The following is a 4,567-nucleotide window of genomic DNA, read 5'->3' on the forward strand; positions in this document are numbered from 1 at the left end:
AGGGCCGTGTCGGCCTGCATCTCGCCGTCGACCGGGAAGTCCACTTCGGGGTCGTCGTGCAGGCGTTTCACTGCATTCTGTGGCTTGGCGGTACCGGCGTTATTGACGCTGCCGAAATCGGAGTACGAGAGGAGGGCGGCGCGCGGTTCGACGTTGAACCGGCGGGCGAGCTCGGCCGTGTGTTTCGTCACCTCGGCGAGCACCTCTTCGTCGGGGTCGAGATTGACCGTCGCGTCAGCGCAGAAAATCACGCGGTTCCTGAACGTCAGCATGTAGACGCCAGCGGCGTAGGTCGCGTCCTCGGCGGTGCCGATAAGCTGGAGTGGCGGTCGAAGCGCCGATGAGTAATGATGCGTGAGACCCGTGAGCATCGCGTCGGCATCGCCGATATCGACCATCACGCTGGCGAAGTGGTTCGAGTCCTGTTGGACGAGTTCGGCCGCCTCGGTTCGGGTGAGGCCCTTCCGCTGGCGTTGCTCGTAGAGGTGGTCGACGTAGTGGTTCCACTCGCCGTCGTGGGGGTTGGCGATGGTCGGGTCGAAATCGAGGCCCAGTTCTTCGGCCGTCCGGAGAATCTCCGTCGTGCGCCCGATGAGAATCGGCTCGGCGATGCCGTCTTCGACCAGTTGACTCGCCGCGCGAATCATCTTCTCGTCTTCTCCCTCCGCGAGCGCGACCCGCTTGGGGTCGGATTTCGCCTTGTTGAGGACGACGCGCATCATCTCGCGGGACTTGCCGAGGCGCGCTTCGAGTTCTTCGCGATACGCGTCGAGGTCACGCTCGCGGCGTGCCGCACCGCTTTCCATCGCCGCCTCGGCGACGGCAGGCGTCACTTCGTAAAGCACGCGCTGGTCGAGCGGTTTGGGGATGAGGTAGTCGGGACCGAACTGCAGCGGTTCGTCGCCGTAGGCTTTGACAACGGCGTCAGGAACGTCCTGTCTAGCGAGGTTTGCAAGCGCCTCGGCGGCGGCGCGCTTCATCGCCTCGTTGATTTCGGTCGCGCGCACGTCGAGCGCGCCACGGAAGATGAACGGGAAGCCGAGAACGTTGTTCACCTGGTTCGGGTAGTCCGAGCGACCCGTCGCCATGATGACCGTGTCGTCGCGGGCGTTCTTGGCGTCCTCGTAGGTAATCTCGGGGTCCGGGTTCGCCATCGCGAAGATGATGGGATTGTCGGCCATCGACCGGACCATGTCCTGACTCACGATGCCGCCCACAGAGAGACCGACGAACACGTCCGCACCTTCCATCGCATCTTCGAGTTCGCCGTCGTCGACGCCGCGGGCGAAGGGTTCGGTGTACTCGTTGAGGTCGCCTGCGTCGGCGCGACGCTCCGAGAGAATTCCGTCGATGTCGCACATCGTGATGTTCTCGCGGGGGATGCCGAGCGAGACGTAGAACCGGGCTGTCGCCGTCGCTGCCGCGCCCGCACCCGCGAAAGTGACCTGTAGCGAGGAGCGGTCTTTGTCGGCGATATCGACGGCGTTCAAGAGCGCCGCTCCGGAGATGATGGCCGTGCCGTGTTGGTCGTCGTGGAAGACGGGAATCGACATTTCGTCGCGGAGACCGGCCTCGATTTCGAAGCACTCCGGCGCTTTGATGTCTTCGAGATTGATGCCACCGAAGGTCGGTTCCATCGCCGCGACGGCCTGCACGAATGACTCGGGGTCATCGAGGCCGAGTTCGACGTCGAACACGTCGATGTCGGCGAAGCGTTTGAACAGGACGCCCTTGCCCTCCATGACCGGCTTCGACGCCTGCGCGCCGATATCGCCGAGACCGAGGACCGCAGAGCCGTTCGAGACGACACCCACGAGGTTTCCCTTTGCCGTGTAGTCGTACGCGACCGTTTCGTCATCTGCGATGTCGAGACACGGGGCCGCCACACCAGGGGAGTACGCGAGGCTCAGGTCGCGCTGCGTGTTCGTCGGCTTCGTCGTGGCAATCTCTATTTTCCCCGACGGTGGTCGGCGGTGGTAGTCTCGGGCGTCGTCCTCGAGTGTCATTAATCGTGATGCAGTCGTTGAGAAATGTAGCCTCTTCGCTCCAACAGCGAGGGCTGAGAAAATGCATTGGATAAAGCAATAGCTCAGTGAGTAGTTTTGTGAGCACGACTATGATTGTGTAGGTTGTCTGCAGAGCAGGCTACACAGTCCTCTCACAGCGACCGACCGCATCGCTCACGAATGCGGCGAAACGTGATTCCTTCCGGTTTACCGCAACCGACTCACGTCACACCTTCGAATAACACCCGCAGCCGACGAGTGAACAACCCGAAAACGACCGTGAAACTGTCCGCGCAGGCTCACCGAAGTTCGTCGTGCGGAATCGTGTACAGTCTTACTTCATCGTTGACTGTGATTCCGTCGGACTTGTCCTCGGCGAACAGGTCGGAGGCACGGTCGATTTGTTCTGTCGGATAGATGTGCTTCGCACTCCCGAACCCGTCGTAAACCTCGACGGAGACGGCGAACTCAACTTCGCTCTCGCCGTCGGGAGCTGAGTAGATTTCCACCGGTACAACGTCCCCTGCATCGAATTTCTTGTTGGCCATGCTTTGACAACCCACACCTGTGTCGATAACTCACAGCAGTAACCCACCCTCTTTTCGAGGTACTGCTTGAGCAGTTCGAATAACTCTTTAACCACCACTGACATAATTATTTCTCAAATCACATCACTCACGGCTCGGGGTTGATTCATTTAAAAGGCTCGTCACGGGGGCGACGACCTGCCTAGTATGATATACGTATGTTTGTTATACTTGGTTGGAGAGGCAGGAACTCCGACGATTTCGGTCAGGTATGGACTCCGTTGGGATTGGTTCGGACCATTGGTTACCTTTCTGTAACAGTCTTCGACATAGATGTAACATAGGTGATTGTTAGATAGAATAAATACAACGGGTTCATTTTTCGTTCACCGTGACGGCATGCGATTAGCAGAATTTGGTGGATACAGTGGCCCTGATGAAGACAGTTCAAATACCCTGATATTCAAAAGTATTATGACGATTCTATTAGTTGAGAGATATATGAGTCGCTACCGCAGGCTCTCCCAACAAGGGTTGAGTCTCGCATTCACACTCATAATGGTAATCTCGGTCTTTGCAGGCCCCGTATCTGCAAGTCTCGGGAGTGCCACACATGAGGTACAGCCAGGCGGACCACCCGCCCAACAACTGGATACCGTTCCCAGTGACCAACTGACTACTGCATCCGAAAACATCAGTGTCTGGGACGGCGCGTTTCTCACGCTTCGGCCGAACACGTCCGACTCGCGGTTTGATTCGGCCCAGGCGTACAAGGTCAAGACTGTCGACACGTTCGTCAAATCGAGTGTCGCCAACAAGGACCTTCAGAAGAACCCCGTCTACGTCTATAACGCCGGTTCGGAGGTTCCCTTCACCTTCGAAGGCGTTTCGAACGACCAGCTAATCGACGGGAAAGAAGTCCAACTCGTCGCAGCCAAGATGGAAAAGGGTGCCTCGGTGCCCCGAAACATCTCCGCTGTTGCACAGAAACTCACCAATGACGAGGACGTGACCGCGTCTGTCGTCGGCTCGACAACTGGAACCGAAAACGAGAATTCGTTCTCGTTTACGCCCAACGAGTCCGGCCTCTGGATGTTCGCGGTCGCCACCGTCGATGACGGTACCGGTTTCTCCGACACCGACTCTGACGGTAACCTCGAAACGAACGGGAACGTCACCTTCGTCGGCGTCGACGCCCTCCCCGTCCACGAAGGCTCGTCGTCAGTAGACGTCCCAGAACTCGCTGGCAACGGCCAGAACGTGACAGTCTCCGTTGACGCCTCGTCGCTCGATGCGTCCGAGGTCACTCACACGGTCGCCATCTTCAACGAGTCCGACCTCACGAAGTACGACCAGACTATCAACGCGACGGACCGCTCGAACATCACGCTCGAGACCGAAATCGCGCGGGTCAACGGCACGGGTGACATCCCGTCCAACGCGAATATTATGGGCGTCGCTCCCGGCTCGCAGTCGTACTCCGGGAGCGTGACGGCCCTGTCAGTTTTCGAGCGCTTCAACAACTCCACCTCCAATTTCGACAACATCTCTGTTGTCGGCCCAAAGGCGACGGTTCACGGCTCCGCCGTGGCGAAGGTTGCGGGTAACCAGACAACCGTCGAAGTCCCCATCGCTGACGACGCCCCCGCGGGCGAGTACGTCGTGATGCACGTCGCGACGAACCAGTCCGGGACGAACTCGGTGACGGACCGAGAACCGCTGCAGGTCGCAGAGAGTGTCCAACTCAACCTGACGGCGAACACGACGTCCCCGCTCGCAGGCAATGACGTGAAATTCACTGTCACGCGCGAAGACACCGGCGCGACAGTCGAAGACGCGAACGTCACGGTCGATGGAACGAGCATGCAAACGAACGCCAACGGTGTGTCGACGGTCCCTGTCGACACGTCCGGGACGCTCACCGCAACCGTCTCGAAAGCGGTTGCCGGTGGCGAAGTGTTCGCCGACGACACGCTCGCACTCGACGTGCAGTCACCCGCAACGTTCGAATACAGTAACCTGACCGTCGAACCG

2 protein-coding genes and 1 pseudogene are annotated in these 4,567 nt (G+C 59.1%); 1 reads left to right on the forward strand and 2 read right to left on the reverse strand.

All coding sequences use genetic code 11. The annotated features are described in order from the left end of the window. Both QT222_RS05990 and QT222_RS05995 read right to left on the reverse strand, forming a co-directional pair. Positions 1-2,006 (reverse strand): NADP-dependent malic enzyme (locus QT222_RS05990; RefSeq protein WP_491476627.1); only part of this gene is annotated, 2,006 nt, incomplete at its 3' end. A 299-nt stretch (positions 2,007-2,305) separates the two neighbouring features. Beyond that, entirely contained in the window at positions 2,306-2,554 is a 249-nt protein-coding gene (locus QT222_RS05995; RefSeq protein ID WP_004059629.1) for a hypothetical protein, read from the reverse strand. Positions 2,555-3,091: 537 nt separating this feature from the next. Between QT222_RS05995 and QT222_RS06000 the strand changes: the two are divergent. Further along, a pseudogene (locus QT222_RS06000) lies at positions 3,092-4,567 on the forward strand (PGF-pre-PGF domain-containing protein); the annotation flags it as partial.

This window comes from Haloferax sp. s1 (assembly GCF_058382125.1).